We start from the raw sequence: 26,877 nt of genomic DNA, 5'->3' as shown, positions 1-26,877 counted from the left end.
AAGAAATGTGGCGCGGGTGGGACGGCGGTACGCCGACCCCCTCCCGCGCCGTGACGCATTCGTTATCCACCGGTGCCGCGCACGGCCCGCGGCGGGCCGCCCCCTTCGGGCCACCGCCCCCGGCCGGTGCGGCGTCAGCCCGTGGACGGGAGGTTCCCGCCCGCGGTGACCAGGCCCGTCTCGTAGGCGATGACGACCAGCTGGGCCCGGTCATGGGCGTGGAGTTTGGCCAGCAGCCGCCGGACGTGCGTCTTGACGGTCGCGATGCTCAGCCCCAGATGCTCGGCGATCGCGTGGTTGGGCAGTCCCCGGGCCACCAGCCGGAGCACCTCCCGTTCCCGTGGGGTCAGGCCCGCCAGCTCCCCGGCGAGTCGCGGGCGAGGCTCGTGGCGTTCGGCGAACTCGCGGATCAGACGGCGGGTGACCGCGGGCGCGAGCAGGGCGTCGCCGGCGGCGACCACCCGCAGGGCTGTCAGCAGGTCGGCGGGCAGGATGTCCTTCAGGAGGAACCCGCTGGCCCCGCCGCGCAGTGCCGCGTACACGTACTCGTCCAGGTCGAACGTGGTGAGGACCAGCACCCGGATGCCGGCGGCGTCCGGGTCCGCGCAGATGCGCCGGGTGGCCTCCAGACCGTCCGTGCCCGGCATCCGGATGTCCATCAGCACGACGTCGGGCCGCAGCCGCAGGGCGAGTTCGACGGCCTGCTCGCCGCTGACGGCCTCGCCCGCGACGGTGAGGTCCGGCGCGCTCTCGATGAGCATCCGGAAACCCGTCCGCAACAGCGCCTGGTCGTCGGCGACGAGGACCCGGACCGGCCGGTTCACCGTGCTGTCCCCGATCCGCAGGGCAGCCGCGCGTGCACCCGGAATCCGCCCGTCGCCAGGGGGCCGGCGGTGACGGTCCCGCCGTACACGGCCGCCCGCTCCCGCATCCCGACGAGCCCGTGCCCGCCGCCGGGACGCCGGGACGGGAGCGGGGACGGGAGCTGCGACGGCAGCCGGAGCGGGAGCCGCGGCGGGAGCCAGGACGGGAGCCGGGACGGCGCGTCGTTCACGATCTCGATCTCGACCGCGCCGGGCCCCGTCCGGGACAGGCTCACCCGGCAGTCCGCCGATCCCGCGTGCCTGACGACATTGGTGAGGGCTTCCTGGACGATCCGGTAGACCGCCAGTTCCACTCCCGGGGGGAGCGGCGGATCCGGGTCGACGGACAGTTCCACGCGCGGGCCCGCGCCGGCCGCGAGCGCGGGCAGGTCCGCCAGACCGGGGGCGGACCCCCACTCGGCTCCGTCACCGGGTGATCGCAGGACGCCGAGCATGCGGCGCATCTCGGTGAGCGCCGTCCGGCCCGCCGTCCCGACCAGTGCGAGGGTCCGCCCGGCCTCCTGCGGGTCGGTGGGGGCCACCGCGCGGGCCACCTCGGCCCGGACCGCGATGACCGTCAGATGATGGGCCACCACGTCGTGGAGCTCGCGGGCGATCCGCAGGCGCTCGTCCGTCACGGCCTGCCGGGCGGCGAGTTCCGCGTACGACCGCTGCTCCCTCAGCGCGGTGGCCACCAGCCAGGGCAGCGTCATCATCGAGGACGCGAAGACGACGCCCGACGCGACCCCGGAGACCGGGACCGGTCGCGGTACGAGGGCCATGGCCGCCGCGACGGCGCCCAGCGAGCAGCCGAGCGCCGTCGCGGACCGGCGCCGCGGTTCCCGCGCCGCCACCGTGTACAGCGCGGCCCCGACGGGCACCCAGGACTCCTCCCAGCCGGTGAACGCCAGGGCGAGGACCGCTCCGGCCAGGACCGTGTACAGCACCCGGACGGGCCGTCTGCGCCGCACCGCGACCGGCAGCCAGACCACCGCCGCCACGGCGCCCGCGGCCCAGCCACCGCTCAGCGTCTCGCTCGCACCGAACGCCAGGGCGAGGAGCACGGCCGCGACCGTGTCCACGCCGTGCCACTGCCCGTCCCGCAGACGTCCGGCCACCAGCGGCCGTGACTCCCCGTCACCCATGCCGGCCACGCTATCCGAGCGAGACCCCTGGCCCTGTCAGCCCGGAGGACGTCATCCCGAGGGCAGAGTCGTCCGCGCGGCCGATGCCCGTCGTACCCTCCTGGGCTGACACCGGGTTCCTCCCCGGGCGCGAGGCCGCCGGGCCCGCCGGACGGAACAGTGGAGCCATGAATCGGAGAACACTGCTGTCCTCGTCCGCCGCACTGGCCGCCGCCATGGTCACGGGTCCGCTCGCACCGGTGGCCGGCGCGCGACCGGGCGTCCCGCGACCGACCGGCGCGCGGCCCGGCCAGGAGGAACCCGTGCGGTTCCGACTGCCCGCCCCGAACGGGCCCTACCCACTGGGCACGGTCGCGCTGCACCTGGCCGACACCGCTCGGCCCGACCCCTGGGTGCCCTCCCGCCCCTGCCGTGAGCTGATGGTCAGCGTCTGGTACCCCGCCCGCGGCGGCGCGGCCCGCCCCACCGCTCCCTGGATGCCTCCGGCGGCGGCCGACCGGTACCTGGGCCTGCTCGGCCTGCCTCCCGGCCGGGTCCGGCTGGGAGGCACCCACGGCCACGAGGGCGCTCCCGTCGGCGGCCCGCCCGGCCCCCTGCCCGTCGTGCTCTACTCCCCCGGCTCCGACGCGTCACGGTCGTTCGGCACCGGCATCGTGGAAGACCTCGCCGGCCACGGCTTCCTGGTGGTCACCGTCGACCACACCTACGACGCGGCGGTGGTCGCCTTCCCCGGCGGACGCGTCGAGACGAACCCGCTGGGCGGGGTCGGCGACTACGCCAAGGCCCTCGAAGTCCGTACCGCCGACATCCGCTTCGTCCTGGACCGGCTCGCCGTCCTCGCCTCGGGCGGCCACCCCGGCGTCTGCCGCACCCCGCTGCCCACCGGCCTGCGCGGGGCGCTCGACCTGCGGCGCGTCGGGATGCTCGGCCACTCCCTGGGCGGCGCCACCACCGCCGCGACGATGCTCACCGACGGGCGGATCATCGCGGGAGCGAGCCTGGACGGGGGCGCGGCGGGCCCGGTGGTGGACGCCGGGCTGGGCCGTCCGTTCCTGGTCGTGGACACCCTGGGAAAGGGCGGCATGGACAGCAACCCCGCCCTGCGCGCGTTCTGGTCGCGTCTGCGCGGCTGGCGCCTGCGTCTGACCGTACGGGGAGCCGCGCACCAGTCGTTCGGCGACGACGTGCTGATCCTGCCGCTGCTCGCCCCGCTCCTGGGCAGGTCGCCGTCCGATCTGGAGGAGGATGTCGGGACGATTCCCGGACACCGGGCCCAGGCGTTCCAACGCGCCTACCCGCGCGCCTTCTTCGACCTCCACCTCCGCGGCCGGGGGCGGCTGCTCGACGGCCCCTCCCCCGCCTTCCCCGAGGTCGCCCACGCCCGCTGAACGCCTGGGCGCACGATTGCCAACACCCGTCCGGTGCTGGGCAGATGAGGAATTCAGTGGGAGCGCGTCCGACCGTGTGGCATGTTCGTGCGTACGACGCACGCGGTACCGCGGCCCGATCGCTCGCCGACACCCCTCCATCCCACCCAAGGACGGCCGAGATGACAGACGGAGCAGATCTGCCCGAAGGCGCGCGCCGGGTGCCCTACGATTCCCCGGGCCGGCCGGACCACCGGAGCCCGCTGCGGTTCCTGTGGTGGCTGACGACGAGTCAGTACCGGCGGGTCCTGCTCGGCACCCTGTGGGGCAGTACGTGGATGTGCGCGCTCATGCTTCCGCCGTACCTGTTGTCGAGGACGATCGACGAGGGGCTCAGGGCGCGGAACACCGGGATGCTGCTCCTGTGGACCGGAGCCGTGCTCGTCACCGGGGCCGGGACCGCGGTCCTCGGCATCCTGCGGCACCGCACCATGACGCGCATCCGGGTGGACGCGGGCTACCGGACCGTCCAGGTCGTCTCGCGCCACGTCACCCGGCTGGGGTCGGCACTGCCCCGCCGGGTGTCCGCGGGTGAGCTCACCCACCTCCACGTCGGCGACATCGGCAGGATCGCCCAGACACTGACCGTCACCGGACCCGGCGTCGGTGCGGTCGTCGCGTACGCCGCGACCGCCGTCCTGCTGGTCCGGATCTCGGCCGTCATCGCCGTGGTGGTCCTTCTCGGCGTCCCGGCCCTGGCCCTGACCGTCGGCCCCCTGCTGGGCAAGCTGCACGGCGCCGAGAGCCGCTACCGGCAGGACCAGGGCGCGCTGACCGCCCTCGCCGGCGACCTGGTGGCCGGCCTGGGCGTCCTCAACGGGATCGGCGGCAAGGCCCTGTTCGCCGGGCGGTACCGGGAACGCTCCCGGGCCCTGGTCCCCCTCGGATACCGCGTCGCCGCGATCACCAGCTGGGTCCAGGCCCTCACCGCGTGCCTGCCCACGGTCTTCCTTGCCGCGGTGACGTGGATCAGCGCGCGGATGGCGGCCGGCGGGGCCATCACCGTGGGTGAACTGGTGGCGGTCTACGGATACGTCGCCGCCCTGCTGGTACCCGTCTCGTCCTTGATCGAAGCGGCGGACGACCTGCCGCGCGGGCTCGTCTCCGCCCGGCGGGTGGTCGACATCCTGGCGCTCGCCCCGGCTCCCGAGGAGCACCGGACCCGGCTCGACCCCCCGGCCGCTCCCGGCCCGCTGCACGACCCCGTGTCGGGCCTGGTCGTGGCCCCGGGGAAGGTGACGGCCCTGGTCGGTGCCCGTCCCGACGAGCCGCGCGCCGTGGTGGACCGGCTGGCCGGCTACACGGACTCCGGGGCCACCTGGGGCGGCCTCGCGCTGTCCGGCTGGGACCGCACGGCGCTCCGGCGGCACGTCCTGGCCGCGGACAACGACGCCTACGTGTTCCCGGGCCCCCTGCGCTCCGTCGTGTCCGGCGGCGCCGACCGCTCCGACGAGGACCTCCGGCGGGCGCTGCACGCCGCCGCCGCGGAGGACATCGTCGACGCGCTCCCCGACGGGCTCGACACCCGCCTGGAGAGTCAGGCCCGCAACGTCTCGGGAGGTCAGCGCCAGCGGCTGCGGCTGACGCGGGCCCTGCTCGCGGATCCGGCGGTGCTCCTGCTCGTGGAACCGACCTCGGCACTGGACGCGCACACGGAGGCGACCGTCGCCGCCCGGGTGGCGGCGCACCGGCGCGGGCGGACCACCCTCGTCGTCAGCACCTCGCCGCTCGTGCTCGGCCGGGCCGACGAAGTCGCCTACCTCGTGAACGGAAGGGTGCGGGCGACCGGTACGCACGGAGAGCTCCTCGCCGACCAGCCGGGATACGCGGCACTGGTGCTCCGCGGCAGCACCGGGACACCCGGCGGAGCCGCCGCGGCACGGCCCGCGGAAGGACAGTCCCGATGAGCGGGTCCGACACCGACCGCACGCCCCAGCTGCCGATCGCCGACGCCAGGACGGTTCGCCGGGCCGGCCGGCAGCTGCTGCGGGACGACTCGGGCACCGTCTGCGCGATGCTGCTGCTGACGTGCCTCGCCGCGCTCGCCGGCGCGGCCGGCCCCTGGCTCCTCGGCCGCATCGTGACCGGGGCCGAGTCCGGTGACCTGTCCGTCTCCCGAGTCGACGGGCTGGCCGGGGCGGTCCTGGGCTTCTCCGCGGCCCGCCTGGTCCTGACGCGCTACGCCCGGAACCTCTCCCACCGCTTCGGCGAGCGCGCGCTCGCCCGGCTCCGCGAGGAGGTCGTCGAGCGCACCCTGGCGCTGCCGGGACGCGTCGCGGAGGCGGTGAGCACCGGTGATCTCGTCACCCGCACCACCCTGGACGTCTCGACCGTCGCGGCCACGCTGCGCAACGCGGCTCCGGACCTGCTCGTCGCCGGCATCCAGGTCGTGGTCGTCCTCGCCGCGGTCTTCCTCCTCGACCCGCTGCTCGGTCTCTGCTCGGTCGTGGGACTGCCACTCGTGTGGGGCGTGAGCCGCTGGTACCTCGCGCGCTCCCGCGACGCCTACCTCGCCGAGGGAGCGGCCGCCGGCGAGGTCTCCGAGATCCTCGACTCCACCGCGCACGGGGCCCGCACCGTCGAGGCCTACGGGCTGCGCGAACTGCGCGACAACGCCCTCGACCGGGCCATCGACACCACCTACCGCGCCGCCGTGCGCACCCTCGCACTGCGCACGGTGCTGTTCCCGGTCACCGAGTTCGCGCACACGCTGCCCATGGCGCTCGTCCTGCTCGTCGGCGGGTTCGGCCACCTCAACGGCACGATCCCGCTGGGAGCCGTGGTGGCGGGCAGCCTGTACATGTGGCAACTGGTCGACCCGCTCAACCAGATGCTCGTCCGGGTCGAACAACTGCAGCGCAGCGGCGCCTCGTTCGCCCGCATCAAGGGTGTCGGACCGGTGTCGCACACAGCCGGCGCCTCGGTGCCGACCCCGGTGGACGACCTGATCGAGGTCAAGGGCGTCGGGTACTCCTACGTCCCCGGGCACGCGATCCTCAAGGACGTGGAGCTGCTGGTCCGCCCCGGTGAACGACTCGCCGTGGTCGGCCGGTCGGGAGCCGGCAAGTCCACCCTCGGCAAGCTGCTGTCCGGTGCGGACGCCCCCGACACCGGCCACGTCCTGGTCGGCGGCGTGCCCGTCGCCGACCAGGCCGCGGCGGGCCGGCTGGGAAACCGCGTCGTCCTCGTCACGCAGCAGCACCACGTGTTCATGGGCACCCTTCGCGACAACATGACCATGGCCGCGCCCGAAGCCGACGACGAGGCCGTCCTGGCGGCCCTGAGGGCGGTGGAGGCGGACTGGGCGGCCGAACTGCCGGAGGGCCTGGACACCCCGCTGGGCCCGGGCGGAGTCGAACCGGAACCCGCCCAGGCGCAGCAACTCACCCTGGCCAGGGTGCATCTGGCGGACCCGCACACCCTGATCCTGGACGAGGCCACGTCACTGCTCGACCCGACGACGGCCCGCCAGGCGGAGCGGGCGGTGGCCGCCGTCCGGTCGGGCCGCACCGTCATCGCCATCGCCCACCGACTGCAGACCGCACACGACGCCGATCGCATCGCCGTCATGGAGTCCGGCCGCATCGTCGAACTGGGCACCCACGACGAGCTGATCGCCGCGGACGGCCCGTACGCGGACCTGTGGCGATCGTGGAACGGCGGGGGCTGAGCCCTCGGGCTCGGGGCACCCGTCGAATCGCCGGATGACGCCCTCGACCGCCGACGCAACCACTCCGGGCAGGGGCCGTGTCTGCCGATCGGCAGACACGGCCCCATGAACTCCAGCTCGAAATACGCCAGTTGCCCGCGCGTGATGCAGGAAGGTCCACCGGATCCAGCGGCCACCGCGGAGGAGAGACCAACGAATACGCCACAACCCGATACACGACCTGGTCGGCGCCGGCCGCAGACGACAGATTCCGTACTGACACGACAGTCGGCCGGCTGAGTCGCACCAGCACCTGTCCGGAGGTCCACAACCTGCGGCAGCACCAGCATGCTCCGCCGATCAGCGCTCCCAGTCACACTCGCCCGATGCCGGGGCGGCGCCGAAATGATGGGTGATCGATATACAGGACGTTCCGGTGGAACGGGAGTTGACCCTAGGATGATCCCGTCGCTCGTGCCTGAGGGGGGTCATGACGAACGAGGATGTCAGGCGGGCGCAGATCCGGCTGGGTCGGCTGATCGACACCGGCGCCCGCCCGGCGGAGGTCGGCACGGAGCTCGACGTCACCGCCGAGGAGCGGTCCGACGAGGTGCGGTCCCGCCTCGAAACGCTGTTCCGTACCCGGCCGGGATTGCGCGCGGTGATGATCCGCCTGGACGGGCGGGACATCGGGATCGCGACTCCCCACCGGCTGGGCCTGACGGCCGGAACCGCCGGCGAGCAGCCCGAGTTCGGCGCGGCCGACCGGGCCACGCTGCCGGGGCTCTCCCAGCAGTTCAAGGCGATCCGGTTCGTCTGCGCCGTCCCCGCCTGCGACCGCGCGAGCGTCCTCTCGTACTACGATCCGCGCACCCTCCCGGCGTGCGACATCACCGGTCACGGCACGATGGAGCTGCGGCGATGAATCTTCCCGGCACGCTCAAACCGCCGGCCGAACTCGGCGCCGGCCGACGCTTCTTCCTGCTCGGCTACCTGCCGACCTACGCGGCGCTGGTGTTCCTCCTGACGCTCGTGTGGGCGGGCGCCCGCGGCTGGGCGGCGCCCGAGGGGTCGGGGCTGAGCTTCAAGGCCGCCTGGACGACGGCCGCCGGGCTGGGTGCCGGCGAACTGGTGGCGCTGGTGCTCGCCGTCACGCTGCTGGGCGTCCTGCTCAACCCTCTCCAGCTCCCCCTCGTCCGGCTCTTCGAGGGGGACTGGCCGCGGCTGCTCGGCGGCGGCCGGGCCCTGCGCCGCCAGGAGCGGCGCAAGCGCGCCCTGGAGACGGCCGCCCTGTTGCCCCAGGGCGCGGGCGCCACGCTCGGCCCGGAGACGGTCCAGCGGGCCGGGGCGGCCGGGCAGGAGCTGCGGCGGCGCTTCCCGCTCCCCGACCACCTGCTGCGTCCGACCGCCCTGGGCAACGTACTGGCCGCCCTGGAGGACAGCGCCGGGCGCCCCTACGGCCTGGACGCCGTGGTGGCCTGGCCACGGCTCCACCCGCTGCTCGGCGCGGAGGTGCGCGCGCTCGTCGACGACCGGCGCGACGCCCTGGACGCCGCCGTGCGGATCGCGGCCGTCATGACGGCCACCGCCGTCGCGGCGGGTGTGCTGCTGCTGCGTACCGGGTGGTGGCTGCTGCTGGCGCTGGTCCCGCTGCTCGTGGCGGCGGCGGCCTACCGCGGTGCGGTCCAGGCGGCGCTCGGCTACGGGGAGAGCGTCCACGTGGCCTTCGACCTGCAGCGGACCGAGCTGCTCAAGGGGCTGCGGTTCGCGGTTCCCGCCCGGCAGGGCGACGAGCACGCCCTCTTCACCGAACTGAGCGACTTCTGGCGCCAGGGCATCCCGGTGGACCCCGCCCGGACCTACGCCGTCGACGGAGGCGGCACTGGAGGAACCCCATGACGGCCCCGGCCACCGGACGGCGGCGGATCCTGCCGTACTCCCTGCTCGTCGGTCAGCAGGACCTCCGCACAGCTCTGGAGATCGCCCACGTCGACCCGGCGGTCGGCGGGGTGCTCGCCACCGGCCAGCGCGGGACCGCCAAGACGACCACCATCCGCGCGTTCAGCCTCATGGTCGCGGGCGAACTGCCCGTCACCCTGCCGATCGGGGCGACCGACGACCGGGTGCTGGGCGGCTGGCAGATCAAGAAGCTGATGCAGGGGGCGGCGGAACCGGAGGACGGACTGCTCGTCGAGGCCTCCCGCTCCGCGTCGCGGATCCTCTACATCGACGAGATCAACCTGCTCGACGACTACCTCGTCAACATCATCCTGGACGTGACCTCGACCGGACTCCTCAGTGTCCAGCGCGAGGGCCTGGCCGAACAGCGCCAGGAGGTGGACTTCACCCTCGTCGGCACCATGAACCCGGACGAGGGCGGGCTCCGGCCCCAACTCCTCGACCGGTTCGGCCTGGTCGCCGACGTCGCGGCGGAGGAAAAACCCGAGCAGCGGCAGGAGATCATCGAGACGGTGCTGCGCTTCGAGGCCGAACGCGACGACCCGGAGTCCGCCTTCCTGAACGAGGCGCTGGCGAGTGACGCGGCCCGCAGGGCCGAACTCGACGCGGCCGGGGAGCGGCTCGGCTCGGTCGCCTACGGAGCAAATACCCTGCGTGACTGCAGCAGACTGGCGGCCGAGTTCCGGGTCGTCGGCCACCGCGGCGACCTGGTCCTCTGCCGGGCCGCACGGGCCCTGGCCGCGATCGAGAACGCCCCGGAAGTCACGGCCGACCACCTGCGGCGGGTGGCCCGACCGGCACTGGTCCACCGTCGCTCCACCGGGGAGTCTGGCTCACTGCCGGCCTGGGGGGCGGAGCAGGACCGGCAGGTGGCCGAGGTGCTGGCGGTCCCGGCCGGACGGCAGGCGTGACCTCCGTACCCGCCGCGCTCGCCCGGGTGCTGACCCTGCTCGACTGCGTGGCGGCGGAGCGGCGACTCGGCGGCCTGCTGCTGTTCGACCTGGATCCGGGACTGCTGCCCCTGCTCGGCCGACTGCTCGCCGAACGCCTGGCCGAGGGAGCGGAGGGGGCACCGGACGGGCGCGCCACCGGCCCGGACGGACCGAACGGGGAGGGCGCGGCCCGGTCGCTCGGCCCGGTCGTCGTCCTCGGGGCCTGGACCACCGCCGAGAGCATCTGGCTGCCGACCGCGCGCGCCGACCGCGGCTTCGCCCTGCGGCCCGGCACCCTCGTCGAGCAGGACGACGACGGCCCGCCGCCGGTCGCGCTGGTGCCCGACCTCGCACACGCCCCGCTCCCCGTCGTCCAGGCCGCGCTGGCGCTGCTCGACTCCGACGCCGCGTCCGTGGAACGGCTCGGGCACAGTCTGCACTGGGAGCCCCGGACCCGCTGGCTGGCCGCCCTGCCCCGCGCGGCGGCCGCCCGGCTCTCCCCTCACCTGCTCGACCGTTTCCCGCTGCGGGCCGACGCGGGCGACCTCGCGCGAATCCTGCACGCGCTGCGCACCGGAGGGCCGCGACGACCGGTCCCGGACGCGGCGGCGGCGGCGAGCGCCAGCGCCCCGCCGCCCGGAGCTCCCGCGTCGCCCGGGGCACCCGAGCCGGCCGACGACCTGGCGCTGCTCCGCGCACTGATGCCTGAGCGCCACAGTCGGCCGTACCCCACCCGCCTCCCCCCGCTCGGCCCCGAAGCAGCTGCCCTGGTCGTCGCCCTGATGCCTGGAAGTCCCGGCCGGCGCCGGGACCTCGCGCTCGCCCGCACGGCCCGGGTGCTGGCCGCCGACGCCGAGCAGATCGGCGCGGAGCATGTGCGCGAGGCCGCCCGACTGCTCGGCCTGACCACGCCGCAGGCCCCCGCTCCGACTCTCCCGGCCGCGCCGCCCGTGGCTCCGCCGCCGCCCCCGACCGCGCCCGGACCGACGACGGCCGACACCCTCGCGAGTCCGCCGACCGCCGACCCGGCCGGTGAGCGGTCCGCGGTCGTGCCACCGACCGTCCGCGCGCTGGACCCCGAGCAGGCCGCAGTGGCCGGGGGGAGCCCAGGCCCGCCCTATCCGGAGGACGACCCGGCGGCGCTGCCCCCGTTCGCGTCCCTGCGCTCCGACCGGCACCGCTCCGCCGCCGAAAGGCCGACGGGCGGGCGGCGCGCCGGCGTCCGCCCGGCCCGCGACCTCCACGACCTCGCCCTCGTTCCCACCTTGCTGGAGGCCGCGAAGTTCCAGGCGGTCCGCCGGCCCGGGACGCCGTCCCACCCGAACGCGGAGGACCGACCCGGTGCGCCGCACGGTGATCCGCCCGTCGCACCACCGGGCCTGGCTGTGAACGCAGCGGACCTGCGGCAGTACCGGCGCACCCGGGACAGCGGCCGGGTGCTGTTCCTGCTGCTGGACCACTCCTGCCGCGCGGGCTGGGACCTCGGCCCGCCACTGGCGCCGTTCCTCCGCTGGGCCTACCGGGAGAGCGCCGCCGTCACCATCGTCGAGTTCGGCCACCACGGCGCCCCGAACGAGACCGCCGCCGAACGGTACCGGGCGGCCTCGCTCCTCGATCCGCGGATCCTGGCGTCCGTCGGACGCGCCCCGGGCGCGGCCAGCCCGCTCGCGCACGCCCTGGACCTGACGGCCCAGGAGCTGCGCCGGTTCCACCGGAAGTCCCGGGGCAACCACCACGAGGCGGTCCTGGTCGTGGTGACCGACGGCCGCGGCAACGTGCCGCTCGACGCCAGCCTGCTCGGCCGGGTGACGGCCCGGGTCGGACGGGAGGGCGTCGTCGACGCGCTCACCGCGGCCGCCGCCGTACGCGCCCTCCCCCGCACTCGCACCGTGCTCGTCGCCCCGGAGACCGGCCTCCACCCGGACCTCGTCTTCGACCTCGCCGAGGCGCTGGACGCCGAGCCACTGCTGGTACCGACTGCCCCGAACACCGACCCGGCGGGGCCACCCACCGCGCCGGCCCTCCCCGGTGCTACGGGCCACCGCCCCGAGGCAGGTCCGCCACGATGACGACCCCGCAACCGCCGACCGTGCGCGGCCTGCTCGCCGCCGACACCGGCCTTCCCACCCCGCGCCCCGCCGTACGCCCGCCGACCGCGCCGGTCCCCGAGGACGTCGAACGACCCGGCCCGCGCGACGAGTTCGAGCCCGGCTGGGCGGGCCTGGGCGAGGCCCTGCCGCCCGGGACGGCGATGCTCTGCGTCACCGGCAGCGGCTCCTCCGAGCAGCCCAGGATCTCGATGACCTGGCACCACGCGCGGACCGTGCAGACCGCGCCCAGCCCGCCCGAGCTGCCGCAGCTCGGACTGTCGCTCGCCCGGCTGATGAAGGACGCCACGAACGCCGCGGACGCCCCGGTGCGCACCGGATGCGACGGTCCCTGGTCCACCGCCTACCACCAGGTGCGGAACTGGTGGCTCTACCAGAACGCCCTGGTCCGCTGGATCCGGGACCTGATCGCCTCGACGCCCCAGCCGCAGTTGGTCGTCTGGGACAACACCCCGTACAACATCCCCTGGGAACTCTTCTACCACGAGCCGTCGGCGGCCTCGGGCGGCGACGGGGCCTGGCTCGGTGAGCTGGTCCCGGTCGTCCGCTGGACCAGCGTGCACGACGGGCCTCGGGTGTGGGACTACTCGGCGCCGAAGCACGCCAGCAAGGGCGGACTGGTGATGCTGCTCGACGGGGACCTGGACGTGCCCCTCGGCGGCTTCCCGGACTACCTCGCCGATCCCCCGTACCGGACAGTCGACGACCTCATGGCACGGCTCAACCGACCGGACGATCCGCTCGGCCTGATCATGATCCGCGCCCACGGTTCCTACTCGGAGTCGGCGAACGCGTTCACCATCGGCGGCCGGTCGCTGAACCGGTTCACCGGCTACCCGATGCACACGCTCCAGGAGTCCGGGCCACCGGTTCTGCTCAACTCGTGTGCCTCCGGGCAGGCCATGCAGGACGAGCAACTACCGGGGCGGCCGGTGCGCAGCTTCGTCGAACTCTTCCTCCGCAAAGGCGCGAGCGCTGTCGTAGCGGTCATCGGCGACATCGACATCGACCACTCCCACGACTTCGCGGCCCGCCTGCTGGAGGACGCCGCAGACCGGCCCGTCAACCTCGCCGCCGTGCTCCGGGAGCACCGGCAGCACTACGCGAAGCGCACCCGGGATTCCTCCGGCAAGAACGAGCAGAGCATCGAGAAGGACTTCAAACTCTTCCTGACCAGTTTCCTGTACGTGTACTACGGGCATCCGGAGACCACCCTGCACCTCACCCACCCCGGCGCCGCCGCGAACGGGGAAGCCCTGGCCGCGACCGCCACGGCGGGGGCCGGTGCGAGAAGGACCGGCTCGGCAGGGACCGGACCGGCAGGGTCCGGCGAGGGGACGGAATCATGACACCGCCGTCGGTGCCGTTGCGTCCACTGGTGAGCCGGCCGGACGTGGTGGAGCCCGGGCGCAGCTACCTCGTCACGGTCGACGTCGAGATCGCGGGCGAGGGCCCGCTCCCCGACTGGCCTTACGACCAGGAGGAGTTCGCGATCGGCTGCGTGCTCTCGGGCTGTCCCGGGATCGAGATCGAGGCCCTGGGTCCGGCGGCCGTCGTGCTCCACCGGTACGGCGGGACGTACGGTCCGGCGCGCTTCGTGGCCCATGTGGCCGAGGACCTGCGGCTCACGGACGGCGTCTTTGCTACCGGAGCCGGGGGGCCGGGTCTCCAGCTCACGCTGGTGACGACCGGCGGCATCCCGTTCCGCACCGTCGAGCTGCCGATCGGCCTGGCTCCGGGCGTGGGTGGGCCGGCGGAGGAGCCGCCGACCGTGCCGTTGCGCCCCCGGGCGAGGCGGACGGTCCCTCCGGTGGCACCGGAACCGGAGGCCGATACGCGGAGCGGTCGGCCGGACGGTTCGCCGCAGGGACGGGTGGTCGGCGTCACGGTGCCGGTGGCCGGTTCGTCCGGGGCCGCGTACCAGGTGTCGGGCCACGAGATCGCGCCCGGCCTGGTGCTGACCGCACTGCCCGACCGGCCCTACTCCGACACCGTGGTGGAGGTGTACCGAACGGCGGAGGACCAATGGCTGAGCGGCTACGTCGTATGGACCGGGACCGGCAAAGCCCTGGAGGGCATCGCGTTGATCCGCCTGGACGACCGCGCTCCGGCCCTCGCTCCGGCCGCGGCCACCGTCCGCTGGGGGCGACTCGTCACCGATTCGGTCACGACGGAATGCCGGGTGGCCTGGGCGGACACACCGTTCGACCGACGGCCGGACAGCCTCCGTTCTGCCGTCGGAACACTCCGCCCGGCCGGCCCGAGGAGCGAGCGTTCCATCATGACCCTGGGCTTCGCACCCGGGAACTCGTTCCGGGAGGCGGTCGCCGGATGCGCCGTGTTCTGCGGCGACCTGCTCACGGGCGTCGTGACAGCGTCCCATCGGCAGCGGGCCGACTTCGTGGTGGTGCCCAGCTCCCAACTGCTGGCGGACCCCTCGTTCCGCGACACGCTGCTCCAGCACCTGCCGCAGGCCGTCCTGGTCCTCGAACCCGTCGAATGGCGCGAGTTGGCCGATGCCTTCCCGGCACGCCCCCGGACGGCCTGGAGCACGCCCGCCGCACTGCTCCAGGCCCGCTACCAGGTCCTCCCGTTCCGCGGCCGGGCCGCCGAGCTCGCCCGGCTCCGGGACTGGGCGCGCGAGCCGGGCGCCGGCGTGCGGCTGATCCACGGCACCGGTGGCCAGGGGAAGACCAGGCTCGCCCAGGAGCTGATCAATCTTCTCAACGCCGAGGGCTGGGCACCGCTCTGGCTGCGCGCCGCTGCGGGGAGCCTCGACCGGCTGACGCGTGCGGCCGCACCGACGCTGATCGTCGTGGACTACGCCGAAGCCCGTGCCGACCAGCTCGGGGCGCTCCTGAGGATCGTCGCCGACCGTGAGCGGTCCGGCCTCCCGTTCAGGGTCCTCCTACTCGCCCGGACCGCGGGCGACTGGTGGCACGCCCTGGCGACCACCGGTCCCGCCGTCACCGCTCTCCTCGACCGCGCCGAGATCGTCGCGCTCCCACCGTGGCAGGAGGAGTCCGATGTCCTGCCCGCGGAGGAGTACGTGCGCGCGGTACGCGGTTTCGCGGCCGAGCTGAAACGGGTACCGGCCTGGGAGCAGCGCGACTGGCCGACCATCGCGGACCGTCTCGTCGACCCGTCGCGTCTCGACGGCCGCTTCGTCCCGGGGGCGGACCGGACGCTTCTCGCACTCCACATGACCGCGCTGGCCGATCTCCTGGACACCGCCGAACAGCTCGCCCACGACTCCGTGGACGAGGAACCCGACCCGCGGCCCGAGGAACTCGAGGACCGGCTGCTCGCCCACGAACGGCACTACTGGTACGGTCTCGCCGATGTGTCGCGGTTGAGGCACACCCTGTCCATGGAAACCCTGCTGAGCGCCCTGGCCGTGGCCCTCCTGTTCGGGGCCGAGGACCGCACGGAGGCCGACGAACTCCTCGGCCGGGTTCCCGCCCTGGCGGACCAGAGCCGCAACCGGCGGGACGCGGTTCGCTCCTGGATCTCCTCCGTGTCGCCGTCCACCCCTCCCCGCCCGTGGGAACCGCTCCAACCCGACCGTCTGACCGAGCGCTTCGTCGGCCGAAGGCTCGTGGAGGATCCCGCCCTCGCCCATGACATCGTGCCCGGCGCCTCCGCCGCGCAGATCGCCCAGCTCCTGACCGTCTACGCCCGGGCCGCCACCCACCGGGTCTTCGGGAACCTGCTCAATGACGGGCTCACCACCCTCTGCGTCCACCACGCCCATGTCCTGGGGCCCGCGGCCGTCGAGGCCGTCACCTGGTCCGAGGCGCCCGAACCACTGCTCGAAGCCCTGGAGCTGATCACCGGAGCACCCGATCTCCCCCTGGTCGAACTGGAGCGGCTGGCCCGGCGCCTACCCAAGCAGAGTGAGCGGCTCGCCTCCTGGGCCGTCCGGCTCACCAGGCGCCTCGTCGCCGAGTATCGCGCGCTCGCCGAGTCCGACTCCCGCTTCCTGCCCCGACTCGCCGAACACCTCAACGACCTCGGCCTGCGCCTCACCGCGACGGGGCGGCACGAGGAGGCCCTGAGCTTCACCTCCGAGGCGATCGACCTCTGGCGAAGGCTGGCCGAGACCACACCCGACCCCCATCTGGCCGGTCTCGGGAGGGGGCTCAACAACCTGGGCATCAATCTGTCGGCCGTGGGCCGCTTCGACGAAGCCCTCTCCGTCACGGCGGAGGCCGTCAACGTCCGACGCCGACTGGGCGAGACGGACCCCGATGCCTACCGGCCGGACCTCGCCGCCGCCCTCAGCAATCTGGGCAGCCGGCTGGCAACGATGGGTCGGCACGAGGAGGCGCTGGCGTCGAGCCGAGAAGCCGTGCAGATCTACCGGCACCTCGCCGAGGGCGATCCCGCTGCCTTCCTTCCCGACCTCGCCGGGAGCCTCGTCAACCTGGCGGGCGAGCTGGGCCAGCTCGGCAGGCACGGCGCGGCGTTGGAGGCGGCGACCGAAGCGGTCGGCCACTACCGTCGGCTCGCCGAATCGAACCCCGACGCCTTCCTGCCCAACCTCGCCAACGGCCTCGACAGCCTCGCGATCCGGCTCGCTGATGTCGGCCGTCACGAGGAGACACTGCACAGCAGCACCGAAGCCGTCTCGATCCGTCGCACCCTGACCGAGGCCAACTCCGCCGCCCACCTGCCGGATCTCGCGAGAAGCCTCCACAATCTGGCTCTCGGCCTGGACCAGACCGGTCAGCGGACGCCCGCGCTCAACGCCATGGTCGAAGCGGTCTCCATCCACCGCAGCCTCGCCGAATCGAATCCCGAAGTCTTCCTGCCCGACCTGGGCATGAGCCTCAACAGCCTCTCGGTGGTCCTCGGCCGGTCCGGAGAGACAACAGCCGCACTGGACGCCGCGCAGGAAGCGGTTGCCCACTACCGGCAGCTCGCCACGTTGAGGCCTGCCGTCTTCCTGCCCGGCCTCGGCGCGAGCCTCGTCGGCCTCACTACGTTCCTGTGCGATCTGGGCCGTTTGGACGAGGCCCTGACCGCAAGCCACGAAGCCGTAAGGATCCTGTCCGCACTCGCCTCGTCGGACGCCCAGGCCGGGGTGCCGACCCTGTCGACCGCTCTCCGTGCGGTGGCAAAGCGGCTGGAGGACGCAGGCCGCACCGTGGAAGCCTCGGAAACACTCGCAGTGGCGGCCGAGGTCGACCGCGCCGAAAATCACTCGGTCACAGTGCAACACCATGTCCGGGGTGAGCAGGCCGTACGGGCAACCGTCTGGCACGACCACGGCGGGAGCAGCGCCGGCTAGGTCGCGTATCGGGTTGTGGCCCATCCCGTTGGTCTCATCTCCGCGGTGGCGCTGGATCCGGTGGACCTTCCTGCGTCACGCGCGGGCAACTGCCGTATTTCGAGTGGGAGTTCATGAGGCCGTATCGAACCTCACCCGAGCCACCGCTTGACCGGATCGTCAGCGCCTCTTCAGCCAGTCCATGGCGAGTGCCACTGTCAGACCACCGATCCCGCCAGCAGCGCCCCGGATGGCTGCGTAGAGGGCCACCCGCAGAACACCCCGCACCCTCCGATCCATTTGCTTGGAGCCCGTGCGCCCGGCCTTCGCTTCAAGCGCCCCATCGTTCTCGTGCTTGCTACGCGCCTGCACGTCGTTGTTCATCGCTGGCCCTTCGGTGTGTCGGAGGCTCCACCTTTGTGGGCAGCACACGTGTTGCGCCTGTAGCAACGTGTTGACACTGAGAGCGCAACACCCACCGCCATGCCGACGAGTTGCGCTAGAAATGGGATGTGACGGTTCTCAAGCACTCGTCTGCCGATGCGCCAACCGGCCCGGATCTCGGCCTCACGACGGCCCTCAACACGCTCTTCAATGAACTCCGTTACTCTCAACGCGAGTTCAGCAGACGCGCGCACATGAACCACAGCGGCGTCAGCCGCTACCTGGCCGGGAGCAGGCTCCCACCTCAATCGTTCATCGATGCGCTGCTGAGCCACGTGGGGACCGCGCGCGGAGAGCCCGTCAGCGATGAGGAGCGAAGCGAGATCCGAGTCCTCCACGAGCAGGCCTCCGAGGTGAACGGCGCCTGGGGGGGCGCTCGCCCAGATGGAACGGCAGACCAGGTTCGCCGCCGAGCGCCGAGCCCATCACGCGGAAACGAAGGCCGAGGCTCTCGAAGCGTTCCAGCAGGCTCGCCAGCAGGGCCCCAACTGGTCGGCTTTCGCGGAGCACGCTCGGAAGGGGGGATGGCGGGTGAACGAGGTCGAGCTGCTCGACCGATTCAGCGCGAAGGCGCTCGCCTGCCTCACCGACCCGACCGCGGTACGCGCCAGCCGGACAACCGGGGTCGTGATCACTCCTGCCCAGTCAGGCAGGACGACGTTCAGCGTGAGTCTCGTCGCCAGAGCCCTCGACGCCGGCTACCGACTGGTGGTCGTATTCCACGGCATCCACAACAACATGCGCGCCCGAACTCAGCTCCGACTGGAGCGCGGCCTACGTGCTGGGAGGTTCAGAGCGACCACCTCTCCAGAGCAACCTGGCCCGTGGTTCATTACGAGCACGGATGAGGACTACGTTCGCGCTCCGCTGCCGCGCCTGGCATTTGAGAAAGCGGACCCAAGCCTGCCCCTGTTCGCACCGATCAACCTCCACTCAGCGGTGCCACGCTTGGCAGTGATGAAGCAGAACGTGGTGATCCTCACCCGGCTGCTGGAAGACCTGCAAGCAGCAGCGGCCGAGTTGTCGGAGGTACCCGCTCTTCTCGTGGATCTGGCTCCTCTGACCTCCGGAGTGGCGCTCGGGCGAATCCGTACGCTCCTGGACAACGTCGTGGAGCTCTTGCCTCGCGCCCAACTGGTCCGGTTCGAGGAAGTCCTTCGCCCTTCGAGCTCGAATCAGGCATCGCTGTGGGGCGGCACTCCGGACTTCGTTCTGCTGACCCATCCCCGTGATCGGCCTTGACCGGCCACGTTCCAGGGCGGCGCTGTCGCGATTCACGTCTCTGGCAAAGCGCCGGCCATCCAGCAGAAGTAGCAGCACCGCGGCCCGGCGGAGTTCGGCTCTCCCTCCGTGCTGTTCGGGGGGAACGATTCTGTGTCCGGGAAGACGCTCGGCTACCTCTTGGAGGATTCGGCGGCGGCTCGTTCCGCGGATCATTGGGCCTTCGCCCCCAAGGGCCCCAAGGGCTAGACGGAAGCTGGCGTCAAGGTCCAGCCCGAGGTCGCGACGAAGACGATCGCGGCCAGCACTTCAGGTCTCCAGCCCGCCGTCGGCCGCCGCCCTACGGCCGCTGAACCACCGTCCGAGTCACCACCCGTCGAAACAACTCTCACAACTCGCCCGGCACCAGGCGCTCGACAAGGATCTCCACGACCACTCAACGAGTCTGACACCAGAAGAAACGACGTCTGCTTCCCGCCCGTACGACGCGGCGGCCGGGCCAGTCGGTCAACGCATTCCCCTGACAGTCGCGTGCAGTCTTGGGAGGTTGTACACAGGGAACATGCGAAGCTCCCCCTCCCCACGCTGGTAGACCAAGCCAGCCAAGGCCCCAGTGTTGAGATCGATCACCGGAGCTCCGCCGATCGTGTCAGGGTTCCCTTGCCCTCGCAATCGAACCATGCCACCCGAGCGGCCGAAGTTGGTCATGAGGCTGGAGGTCAGCTCCATCTCGCCGTCCGGACGTCGGTAGTAGTAGCTGATGACGAGGTCGGCCCCCAGCGGTGATGGCGCCTCGCTCAGCGACACACCCGACGGGACGAGTCGCACGGGCGGGTCATCAGTGTCAGGGGCGTGAATCAGGACCCGAAGCCCAGGAGCGTCTATGGCAGGTTCGGCCTCGTCGGAAAGGCCGAACGCTTCGCCCACCTGCGCAGCATCGCCCCACCTTCCCGGCTGCCCGATCCTCACACCACCTTCCAACGTGCCGTACGAGGGGGCAAGGACAGCACCATTTGCCACAATGACACCGTGTGTTTGACGATCGCCCGATCGGACAAGGACCGTCGCGTTGATGGCCTCTTCCCACTGGCTCAGCCGGCCGGTTCCAATGTCGTCGGCTGGCTGACCGCCCCCGCCGTCGGCCGCAATCCACAGGCGGTGAAAGCGGCGGTCCTCCTGTTCAGCAGCACCACCGGGAACGCGGCCAGCAAGCTCCTCGACAATCAACTGGACCAAGCCCCATGACGGAAGACGCGCATTCGAGAAGACGTCATGGACACGACTGTGGCTGGCTACACCCTCCCCGAGCGATCGGGCAATTTCCCGAAGCGGCGGACGCCCTGCCGCCTGATGGAGATCGTGCAGCGCATCACTCAGGTCACGCCTCGGCCCCTGCGGGAGGTCCGGTCGGCGAAGCCGGTTTGCCATGTTCCAGCCCGTCGTCAGGATCTGTCTGATTCTGTAAGACGGTATCGCCCTCGGCGCGACGAGGGGCCGGGTTTGTACGACGCCGTCCGATGCTGTCACAAAGCATCAACTGTCTTCTACCCCATACGAGGCTGGACGCATCGCAGATCGCAGCGATCCGTCATGGAGGTAGAAGGTGGCTTCGATGCATCACTTGATCGTCCTCGCCGTAGAAGGTCTGGTAAGCCAGCTTCCGGCGGCACTTCTCGCATCTGGCGCCTCGGCGCTCGCCACCGCTGGGATCCGAAAGTGGCGGGCACGGGGGAAGTAGGACGCACTCGACGGCCCGGCGGGGGGGGGTACCCGCCGGGCCGCTCCCCCTTGCTCCGCACTCCCGCCGTGCGTGATCATCACGGTCGGTCCACCACAGACCACTCGACAGCAGTCAGCGTCGTGGCGGCCTCGGCGTCGAACGCCGCCGGGGTACTCACAGCCGCGATGACGGCGAGGAAGCGGTCCGTCGCTTCGCGCGGCCGCAGCGGGTGCGGTCACCGCGACGGTCACCTCTTCCGGCGCAAGCGCCAGCAGACCGGCCGCTCGCCGTCCAGGCCCCGATGGACCGGGCCCAGGAGCACGCCGCGGCCGGCGGCCCGGCCGATCAAACGAACCGAACCGGGCTGGCGGCTCCCGTCCATCCACGGAACCAGGCAGCCAGCCAGTACACACGGCCAGCGACCTCAACTACCGCATCCTCGACCGAAGAAAGTCGCGCCCTGCCCACCAGTACGCCGCCCTCTGCCAGCGCAGACCAACATCGTGGCCCAGACAGACCGAGGAGTCAGGGTTCGCCACCCAGGACAAGGCGCGGCCATCCCCTCCGCCGGAACAACGGCCTCGTCGAGATCCCCGAGGACATGGTCGTCCACGGCCTCCGCCATTTCTTCGCCTCGAACTGCCTCGGCCACAACCTCCCCATCACCGACGTCGCCGAGTGGATGGGCCGCAGGAGTATCGACGTCACCTTCAAGATCTACCACCACCTCATGCCCGGCTCCATCGGCCGCGCCGCCCAGATCCTCGACCTCGGCCTCACCGCCTGAACGAACGAGGAGGGCCTGCCCAATCGGAGCAGGCCCTCCTCGTCGCCCCAGTCGGTGGCGCTACGGGCCCGAGAGACGCTGCTCAGGTTCAACCCATCCATTCCGCCGCGACGACTCATCCATGCCTCATCCTCATGACGCCCCGTTGTCGCGGCTATCGACTGCTCCAACAATCGATTGCAATCCCTCGCCCCGAGGGCCGCCACCGCCGCCTAGGGTGCGGGGCTCTCGCCGACGGCGAATGCGTCGCGATCCTCAGCCGCCCCGGAGGGCGACCGCCGCTGCTCCCGGTCGGAGGGGGCCGTGGGCAAGCGATTGCCCCGCTCCGGCGGACAGCCGCGCGAATGCCTCCGCCTGGCACTGAGGTACCGAACGAACGTCGCGCAGGTTCAAGTACGCGCTGGATCGGCGTTCCTAGGATTCGGTACAGGTTCCGGTCAAACCTGCACGTGAGTAATCCTTCCCGTGCTTCACATGCATTTGAAGTCAATGACGGGGCTGGATACCTTCGAGACGAAAGCGCGGGAAGCAACGTGCAGTTCGGCTCCGACCAGCCTCATCGACCACCCTCGTCACCCACCTCCAGACCTCCAGACAGGAGCACCACCATGTCCGAAACACTTCCGAGCACCGACCTCGCCACCGACGCCGAGCTGCTGGACCGGGTCGCGGTCGCCGTGCGCGAGGCCGGCGCGGCGCTGCGCGGGCGCTTCGGCGAAGTCGTTCGCCACGAGAGCCGCGAGGAGCTGATGCGTGCGCTCGCCGCCAACGACGACGCGGCCCTGGAAATCCTGCGCCCGGCCCTCACCCGGCTGCGGCCGCAGGCCCGTTGGGTGGAGGACGAACTCGACGGCGGGGCGCTGCCGGCCGGCGAGTGGTGGGTGGTGGACCCGGCCGAGGGCAACGTCAACCACCTGCACGCCCTGCCCGAGTGGGCAGTGACCGCCACCCTCGTGCGCGACAACCGGCCGGTACTGACCGCGGTCCACCTGCCCCTGACCGGCGAGACCTACACCGCCTCGGCCGGAGGCGGCGCGCACCTCGACGGACGGCCGCTGAACGTCTCCGCGACCGCGGACCTCGGCCTGAGCATCGTGGCCACCAGTCAGGCCCGGCCGGACGAGGACGAGACGGTGGTGCGGCGGGTCGGCGCCTCGATCACCGCGATGCTGTTCGACGCCCTCGTCGTCCGCACCTCGGTGCCCGCGACCCTGCACCTGACGAACGTGGCCGCCGGCCGGACCGAGGTCTTCTGGCAGTTCGCCGGCGCCCGCGCGGACCTGCTGCCCGGAGCGCTGCTCGTCACCGAGGCCGGCGGGCGGATCTCCGACGCCGAGGGCCGCCCCTGGACCCCGCAGAGCGCGAGCTTCCTGGCCACCGCACCCGGCGTGCACGCCCAGGCCGTCGCCGCGCTCTCCCGCTGAACCCGCCCGTTCCACCACAACCGCACCCACGCAAGGAGCACATCACCATGACCACGATCGCAGTTCTCGGGAACGGCCGCGTCGGCGGCAACCTGGCCACCGCCCTGACCCGGGCGGGCCACCAGGTGACCGCGGTGGACCGCTCGCCCGGCGAGGCCGCCGCCGCTGCCCGGGCGGCCGAGGTCGTCGTCAACGCCACCCCCGGCGCCGGCTCGCTGGAACGCCTCTCCGCCCTGCGCGAGGAGTTGGACGGCAAGATCCTCGTCGACGTCTCCAACGCCACCACCGACGGCGCGGACGGACTGCCCGCCGACCTTCTCCACCCCGGCTCGAGCCTCGCCGAACAGCTGCAGGAGGCGCTTCCCGGGACGCGCGTCGTCAAGACGCTCAACACCATGCTCTTCCCCGTGATGACCGCGCCCGCCATGCTCACCCAGGCGCCGACCGCCTTCCTCTCCGGCGACGACCCGCAGGCCAAGCAGACCGTCCGCGAACTCCTCACCGACCTCGGCTGGCGCACCGAATGGATCACCGACCTCGGCGGGATCCGGACCGCCCGCGCCACGGAGGCCGCCGTCCTCTTCGTGCCGCACGTCATCCGGTCCGAGGGATTCACCCCGTTCGCGATCTCCATCGCCCGCTGACCGCCGAGGCCGGGCCGGCCGGAGCCGGCCGGGTCGGCGCCGGCCCGGAGGGCCCACGGGGGGACGCGGGTCGACGGCGCCGCGCTGCCGCCGCACTGGCGCCGCACCGTCGGTCACACCTGCTCGACCGGCCAACGGTCGGGCGGGCGCGAGGCCGCGGCGGCCGCGGTGGCCGCGGTGGCCGCAGCGACCGACCGGGCGTACTCGGTGGGCGTCCGGCCGTAGCGCTTCTTGAAGGCCCGGGTGAAGTGGCTGCCGTCCGCGAACTGCCAGTGCGCGGCGATCTCCGTGACACTCGGACGTCCTGACGGTTCGTCGAGGGCGAGTCGCGCCTCGTGCAGCCGCCGATGGCGGATGTAGGCGGTCACCTGCTCACCCACCGCGGCGAAGGCCCGGTGCAGCGTGCGGACGGAGACACTGAGTTCACGCGCGAGCAGGGCCGGGGAGAGTTCGGAATCGGCCAGCAGACGGTCCGCGAGATCCTTGGCGGCCTGGACGAGCGCGGGAGCCAACCGGGGCTCCACATCGTCGAACCGGCCCTTCACCACCGCCTTGGCCAACTCGACCAGGGTGTTCTGGGCAGCCGCCACACCGGCCGGGGCGAGATCGGCCACGGTTGTGTGGATCATGTCCGTGAGGGCCGTCAGCAGACGCATCTCGGCCGCGTCGGTCGGCCCGGTGACGACCCGGTTCCCGAGCAGTGGCTTGAGCTCACCGGGGGGCAGGACGAGGAACTTCGCCGTGAGGTTCGCCGACGTCTCGAAGGCCGTCAGCCGCCCGACGTGCCGGACCAGGAACTGCCCGGCCGGCACGGTACGGTCGCCGCCCCCGGACGGGCCGCCCAGGGTCCACGCGCCGCGCCGCACGACGTACACGGCGACCAGGTCCTGATCGCCGCCCGGGACGTCCGCGGTCCGGGTCACCGACGCGGCGTGCAGGTCGGCGATCGCCGCACCGTGCACCTTGGCCACGTTGCCCTTGACCCGGAAGTCACCGACCGTGTCCGCGTTGAAGTCCGGCAGCTGGAAGACGTCGTCGCCGACCTGTGTCTCCCATCCGCGCCGGAAGACGTCCAGTCCCCGCGGTGCGGCGTCCTGGGCGGTCGAGTCCACCGCGAACACCCCGCGCCTGCCGCCGGCCCCCGCTCCGGTACCGCGCATCGCTCGGCGATCCAGGTCCCCGGTCAGCGGCGGCCGGTGGCCAGGACGAGAAGGAACTGGCCGCCGCCCGCCTCGACGGCGGCGGTCACCGGCAGCCCGGGCACCAGCCGGGAGAACCGGTCCACCAGCCAGTCCGCCGCCTCCCGGGCGTCCCGCTCGGTCGGACACCGCCCCACCGTCTCGCGGCCCCCCTTGCGCTCCAGCCGCGCGGCCACGGCGATCAGCGGCGCGGGTTCGACCACGTACAGGTGCTCCGGCCAGGCGATGACGACCTTCACCGCGCCCTTGCGCGTGTTGCACCCGCGGTGCGCGAGCCGCTCGGCGACCTTGGCCTTCCGATCGGCGGTCCTGCTGTCGACGCTCGGCCCCCGGGGGTCGTTCACCGACATGCCCGGATCGACCGGTTCGTCGCACACCCAGCAGCGCCAGCCGTCGCGCACGGCAACATCATCAAGGAGACTCACCCGAGCAAACTAGCCTGCCCGGCCACCACTCCGCACACCGGAGCCCCGGCGGCCGGGACGGACGACGCGCACCACAGGGCCCGACCGCCGGTCACTCCGGCTGCGCGACGGCCGCGCGGGTGCCCTCGCGGGTGCCCTCGCGGGCGTCCGCCGACGGGTGGCGGCGCGGCTCGTGCACCGGATGCGATTGCCGTTCCGTCAGCCCTCCGGTGCCGGGCGGCCGAGGTTCGGCTGCCCGGCGCCGGAAGGCGGATCACGTCGGAGCGGCGGCCTGTAGGTGCCGCCGGCCGCGCCGGGGCCGGAGACACCGTCGACGGTGACGACTCGCGGCCACGACGAACGAGCCGGTCGGCGTCGCCGGTCACCAGGTGACCGGCAGTGCGTGGAGACCGTAGACCTCGTTGTTCACCCGGTAGGACACCTCCTCGGCGGGACACCCGAGCGCGAGACCGGGCAGCCGCCGCAGCAGCACGGGCAGCGCGATCCGCAGCTCGGCGCGGGCCAGCGGCGCGCCCAGGCAGTGGTGCGGGCCGTGCCCGAACGCCAGGTGCGACACGGCTTTGCGCCCGACGTCGAGGCGGTCCATCCCGGCGCCGAGCTCCGGGTCGCGGTTGGCCACCGGCAGTTGGCAGACGACCTGGTCACCGGCCTTGATCGGCACGCCGCCCAGTACGGTGTCGTGCCGCGCGGTCCGGGCCAGTGCGGTGCTGGAGACGGACAAGTACCGCAGCAACTCCTCCACGGCGGCGTCGATCACCGGATCCGCCTCGTCGGCGTCGCGCAACCGGGCGGCCTGCTCCGGGTGCGCCAGCAGGGCGAGCACGCCCAGGCCGATCGTGTTGGACACCGTGACGTGCCCGGCGAGCAGCAACAGTTCGCAGACACCGACCAGTTCCGCGTCCGACACCGCGTCGCCGTGCTCCCGGACGAGCATGCCGATCATCCCGTCGTCCGGGCTGCGCCGCTTCTCCGCCACCAGCGCGGCCGTGTAGGCCCGCGACTCCCGGCCGGCCGCGAGCCGCTCCTCCATCGGCAGCCCGAGATCGAGCGTGGTCCGCGACCAGCGGTGGAACTCCCCCTGGTCGGGATCGGGAACGCCGAGCAGGGCGCAGATCACCCCGAGCGGCAGCGGCAGGGCGAAGTCCGCCATCAGGTCCGCCGCGGGACCGCGCGCCTCCATGGCGTCGATCAGCCCGCCGACCCGGGCCCGGATCATCGGCTCCAGCGCGCGGATCCGCTTCCCGGTGAACTCCGGCGTCAGGACGTGGCGCAGCCGGGTGTGCTCCGGCGGGTCCATGTTGAGGAGCTCGTTCGGCAGGACCGGTGCGCGCTGCGCGTCGTACATCGCGAAGGTCTCCTGGTCGGCCAGCACCCGCCGCACGTCGGCATGCCGGGTGACGAGCCAGTACTCGCCGACCCGGTGCAGCCAGAAGTCCCTCACCCGCCGCACCGGCTCCTCGCGCTGGGCCGCCCCCAGCGCCGCGCCCGGGTCGAGCCCGTCCCGGCGGTAGAAGATCGAGATCGGTGGTGCTTCCTGCTCACTCATGGGCCCTCCCCTGGCCGGCCGATACCGACTTCCCGATACCCAGGCGTTCACCCCGCCGCGCACATCGGCCCCGGTGCCCGTGCGGCGCACAGGGGCACGGAACCGTCCCCCG

The 26,877-nt window shown here is 72.7% G+C and carries 19 protein-coding genes and 2 pseudogenes; 15 read left to right on the top strand and 6 right to left on the bottom strand.

What is annotated here, in order from left to right:
* Positions 1-134: 134 nt before the first annotated feature.
* Positions 135-824: a response regulator gene (locus tag ACW14Y_RS37775; protein ID WP_456985034.1), complete on the bottom strand. Its 690-nt coding sequence runs from the start codon at positions 822-824 to the stop codon at positions 135-137.
* The gene (locus ACW14Y_RS37770; protein ID WP_456985033.1) at positions 821-2,008 is read right to left on the bottom strand and encodes a sensor histidine kinase; all 1,188 of its coding nucleotides are present in this window, start codon (positions 2,006-2,008) and stop codon (positions 821-823) included. The genes ACW14Y_RS37775 and ACW14Y_RS37770 overlap by 4 nt, the downstream gene beginning before the upstream one ends.
* A 167-nt stretch (positions 2,009-2,175) precedes the next feature.
* On the opposite strand from ACW14Y_RS37770, the gene ACW14Y_RS37765 reads away from it, so the two are divergent.
* The 9 genes from ACW14Y_RS37765 (at position 2,176) to ACW14Y_RS37725 (ending at position 17,376) form a co-directional block, all read left to right on the top strand.
* Complete coding sequence (locus ACW14Y_RS37765) at positions 2,176-3,396, top strand: alpha/beta hydrolase family protein (protein WP_456985032.1); 1,221 nt, start codon at positions 2,176-2,178, stop codon at positions 3,394-3,396.
* A gap of 161 nt (positions 3,397-3,557) precedes the next feature.
* The gene (locus tag ACW14Y_RS37760; RefSeq protein WP_456985031.1) at positions 3,558-5,342 is read left to right on the top strand and encodes an ABC transporter transmembrane domain-containing protein; all 1,785 of its coding nucleotides are present in this window, start codon (positions 3,558-3,560) and stop codon (positions 5,340-5,342) included.
* The gene (locus ACW14Y_RS37755; protein ID WP_456985030.1) at positions 5,339-7,105 is read left to right on the top strand and encodes an ABC transporter ATP-binding protein; all 1,767 of its coding nucleotides are present in this window, start codon (positions 5,339-5,341) and stop codon (positions 7,103-7,105) included. The genes ACW14Y_RS37760 and ACW14Y_RS37755 overlap by 4 nt, the downstream gene beginning before the upstream one ends.
* Before the next feature lie 469 nt (positions 7,106-7,574).
* The gene (locus ACW14Y_RS37750) at positions 7,575-8,009 is read left to right on the top strand and encodes a hypothetical protein (RefSeq protein WP_456985029.1); all 435 of its coding nucleotides are present in this window, start codon (positions 7,575-7,577) and stop codon (positions 8,007-8,009) included.
* A complete protein-coding gene (locus ACW14Y_RS37745; protein WP_456985028.1) occupies positions 8,006-8,983 on the top strand; it encodes a hypothetical protein in 978 nt (325 codons plus the stop codon). The genes ACW14Y_RS37750 and ACW14Y_RS37745 overlap by 4 nt, the downstream gene beginning before the upstream one ends.
* Entirely contained in the window at positions 8,980-9,954 is a 975-nt protein-coding gene (locus ACW14Y_RS37740) for an AAA family ATPase (protein WP_456985027.1), read from the top strand. Before ACW14Y_RS37745 ends, ACW14Y_RS37740 begins: the two co-directional genes overlap by 4 nt.
* Positions 9,951-12,044 carry a hypothetical protein gene (locus ACW14Y_RS37735; protein WP_456985026.1) on the top strand — a complete coding sequence of 698 codons (2,094 nt, stop codon included), beginning with the start codon at positions 9,951-9,953 and terminating at the stop codon, positions 12,042-12,044. The genes ACW14Y_RS37740 and ACW14Y_RS37735 overlap by 4 nt, the downstream gene beginning before the upstream one ends.
* A complete protein-coding gene (locus ACW14Y_RS37730) occupies positions 12,041-13,432 on the top strand; it encodes a hypothetical protein (protein ID WP_456985025.1) in 1,392 nt (463 codons plus the stop codon). Before ACW14Y_RS37735 ends, ACW14Y_RS37730 begins: the two co-directional genes overlap by 4 nt.
* A complete protein-coding gene (locus tag ACW14Y_RS37725; protein WP_456985024.1) occupies positions 13,429-17,376 on the top strand; it encodes a tetratricopeptide repeat protein in 3,948 nt (1,315 codons plus the stop codon). Before ACW14Y_RS37730 ends, ACW14Y_RS37725 begins: the two co-directional genes overlap by 4 nt.
* A gap of 159 nt (positions 17,377-17,535) precedes the next feature.
* Here the strand turns inward: ACW14Y_RS37725 and ACW14Y_RS37720 are convergent, their stop codons facing one another.
* Positions 17,536-17,739, bottom strand: coding sequence for a hypothetical protein (locus ACW14Y_RS37720; protein WP_456985023.1), 204 nt, complete (start codon positions 17,737-17,739; stop codon positions 17,536-17,538).
* 128 nt (positions 17,740-17,867) lie between these two features.
* Here ACW14Y_RS37720 and ACW14Y_RS37715 point away from each other — a divergent pair.
* The 6 genes and pseudogenes from ACW14Y_RS37715 to ACW14Y_RS37690 all read left to right on the top strand — a co-directional run.
* Positions 17,868-18,077 (top strand): annotated as a pseudogene (locus ACW14Y_RS37715) (helix-turn-helix domain-containing protein); the annotation flags it as partial.
* Positions 18,078-18,183: 106 nt separating this feature from the next.
* Complete coding sequence (locus ACW14Y_RS37710; RefSeq protein ID WP_456988433.1) at positions 18,184-19,041, top strand: hypothetical protein; 858 nt, start codon at positions 18,184-18,186, stop codon at positions 19,039-19,041.
* 831 nt (positions 19,042-19,872) lie between these two features.
* Positions 19,873-20,265, top strand: a complete 393-nt coding sequence (locus tag ACW14Y_RS37705) for a hypothetical protein (protein ID WP_456985022.1) — start codon at positions 19,873-19,875, stop codon at positions 20,263-20,265.
* Positions 20,266-21,332: 1,067 nt separating this feature from the next.
* Positions 21,333-21,527 (top strand): annotated as a pseudogene (locus ACW14Y_RS37700) (tyrosine-type recombinase/integrase); the annotation flags it as partial.
* A 608-nt stretch (positions 21,528-22,135) separates the two neighbouring features.
* Positions 22,136-22,951: an inositol monophosphatase family protein gene (locus ACW14Y_RS37695; RefSeq protein ID WP_402723356.1), complete on the top strand. Its 816-nt coding sequence runs from the start codon at positions 22,136-22,138 to the stop codon at positions 22,949-22,951.
* Positions 22,952-22,998: 47 nt separating this feature from the next.
* The gene (locus ACW14Y_RS37690) at positions 22,999-23,595 is read left to right on the top strand and encodes an NADPH-dependent F420 reductase (protein ID WP_456985021.1); all 597 of its coding nucleotides are present in this window, start codon (positions 22,999-23,001) and stop codon (positions 23,593-23,595) included.
* 113 nt (positions 23,596-23,708) lie between these two features.
* Here the strand turns inward: ACW14Y_RS37690 and ACW14Y_RS37685 are convergent, their stop codons facing one another.
* The 3 genes from ACW14Y_RS37685 to ACW14Y_RS37675 form a co-directional block, all read right to left on the bottom strand.
* Positions 23,709-24,755, bottom strand: a complete 1,047-nt coding sequence (locus ACW14Y_RS37685) for a helix-turn-helix domain-containing protein (RefSeq protein ID WP_456985020.1) — start codon at positions 24,753-24,755, stop codon at positions 23,709-23,711.
* Between the two features lie 23 nt (positions 24,756-24,778).
* On the bottom strand, positions 24,779-25,219 hold the full coding sequence (locus tag ACW14Y_RS37680; RefSeq protein ID WP_380388988.1) for a hypothetical protein: 441 nt from the start codon (positions 25,217-25,219) through the stop codon (positions 24,779-24,781).
* Between the two features lie 361 nt (positions 25,220-25,580).
* Positions 25,581-26,765 (bottom strand): cytochrome P450, encoded by a 1,185-nt coding sequence (locus ACW14Y_RS37675; RefSeq protein ID WP_456985019.1) that lies wholly within the window; start codon positions 26,763-26,765, stop codon positions 25,581-25,583.
* Positions 26,766-26,877: the final 112 nt, after the last annotated feature.

It is taken from the genome of Kitasatospora sp. cg17-2 (assembly GCF_054031055.1).
Note: the sequence above shows the minus strand (reverse complement) of the source record. Positions and strands in the feature narration are given on the sequence as shown.